At 71.5% G+C, this 1,604-nt stretch carries 2 protein-coding genes; one reads left to right on the top strand and one right to left on the bottom strand.

Annotated elements, in window-relative coordinates:
- Nucleotides 1-309: 309 nt before the first annotated feature.
- The gene (locus tag FNH09_RS46315; protein WP_152895865.1) at nucleotides 310-624 is read right to left on the bottom strand and encodes a hypothetical protein; all 315 of its coding nucleotides are present in this window, start codon (nucleotides 622-624) and stop codon (nucleotides 310-312) included.
- Nucleotides 625-991: 367 nt separating this feature from the next.
- On the opposite strand from FNH09_RS46315, the gene FNH09_RS46310 reads away from it, so the two are divergent.
- Nucleotides 992-1,604 (top strand): bifunctional DNA primase/polymerase (locus FNH09_RS46310; protein ID WP_152895864.1); only part of this gene is annotated, 613 nt, incomplete at its 3' end.

Here is a 1,604-nt window from a genome sequence, read left to right as displayed (position 1 = left end):
CCACGGCGGCCCGCCCCTCGTACGCCTTCAGCCGCAGGTCCAACTCGTCGCTCACCGCTCACCACCGCCCCTCGCCGGCCCTCACCGATCCGTGCCGCGGCCTGTCGCCCCGACCCCCGGGAAGATTTCTGACTGTCCGTCAGATCAGGTTGGGTGTCAAGGCGTCGGCACCGGGAGTGCCGGGAACGGCCGTGCGGCGGCGCCGAAGCACCGCCGCACGGTCGTGTCGCACCCCATGGAACGCACCCCGCAAGGGAGCCCGAGGGGCGGGAGGCCGGAGTCGGCGCACCGGTCACCCGCCGCCGAGGGTCACCGCCACAGCGGCCCAAAGTTGACGAGGACGTTCGAGTTGCCCTGATTGAGGGCGGTGAACGCGGATCCCCTGACCTGGGCGGTATTGCTGGCGTTCGAAGCGCCGGCGCCGACCGCCTGCTGTTGCGTGGTGGACGAGTTGCCGCTGTTGTCGTGACCGACCCCGCTGCCGGTGACGCTCGCGGCGCCCGCGTTCGATCCGTCGTTCGCGAAGGAGCCGTCGTCGGCCGCCGCGACGCCGGTGAACAGGACGGCCGCGAGCGGAAGGGCGGAAACAGCGGCGAGAACACGGGCGGTACGGATGCTTGCCATGTTGTTCCTCCAGAACTGGTTACGCGTCCGGACCGAGGCCCGGGAATGTGTGAAACAGGGCTTCCCACCAGGCAGTTGGCCGACCGCCTCGGCGCATGCACGACGTCGCGAGACCAGAGTTGCCCATCGGATCCCCGCCGAACCAGCCCGGAAGGTGCGATTCGCTCTCAAGCGTGAGGACAAGTCGATAAACCCCTTTCGCCACTTTCACGGACTCAACGTCCCAGCTCAGGGCGATGTAGGCATCATTCGCTCAAGCCGCACAAGGGGTGAAGCGTTCCGTCACATTTCCAGCCATTCCGCCCCGCCTCGGCGTGCCGGACCTCCCCCTCTTCCATTTTTCGAACATGAGTACGAACATGGATGCATGGCCACCACCCACCGGCAGGCCACGACGCTGGCCCTCGCACACGCCCTGTCCGCCGCCGAACGCGGCCTGGCCGTCCTCCCCCTGTCCCGGACGAAGCTCCCGGCCCTGCGCTCCCCCCACCGCCGCGACCCGGCCGACCCGCCCTGCCACGGCGAGTGCGGCCGCTTCGGCCACGGCGTGTACGACGCCTCGACCGACCCGGCACGCATCCGCGCGATGTTCGCCGCCGCCCCCTGGACGACCGGCTACGGCATCGCCTGCGGCCTGCCCCCGCATCATCTGATCGGCGTCGACCTGGACACCAAGTCCGGTACGGACGCCCCCGCGGCCCTGCGCGAGCTGGCCCGGCGCCACCTGTTCACGATCCCCGCCACCGTCGTCGTCCTGACCCCCAGCGGCGGCCGCCACCTCTGGCTGACCGGGCCGCCGCACGTCGTCGTCCCCAACTCCGCCGGCCGCCTCGCCCCCGGCATCGACATCCGCGGCGCCGGCGGCTACCTGGTGGGCCCGGGTTCCCGCACCGCCCACGGCGTCTACGGCGTCGCCCCGGGCTGCGCCCGACTCGCCCCGGCCCCCTGTCCGCCCGCGCTGCTGCGCCTGCTGCTCCCAC

The organism is Streptomyces adustus (assembly GCF_009377175.1).
GTDB classification, from domain to species: Bacteria; Actinomycetota; Actinomycetes; order Streptomycetales; family Streptomycetaceae; genus Streptomyces; species Streptomyces adustus.
This window is presented reverse-complemented; position numbering and strand designations above follow the sequence as displayed.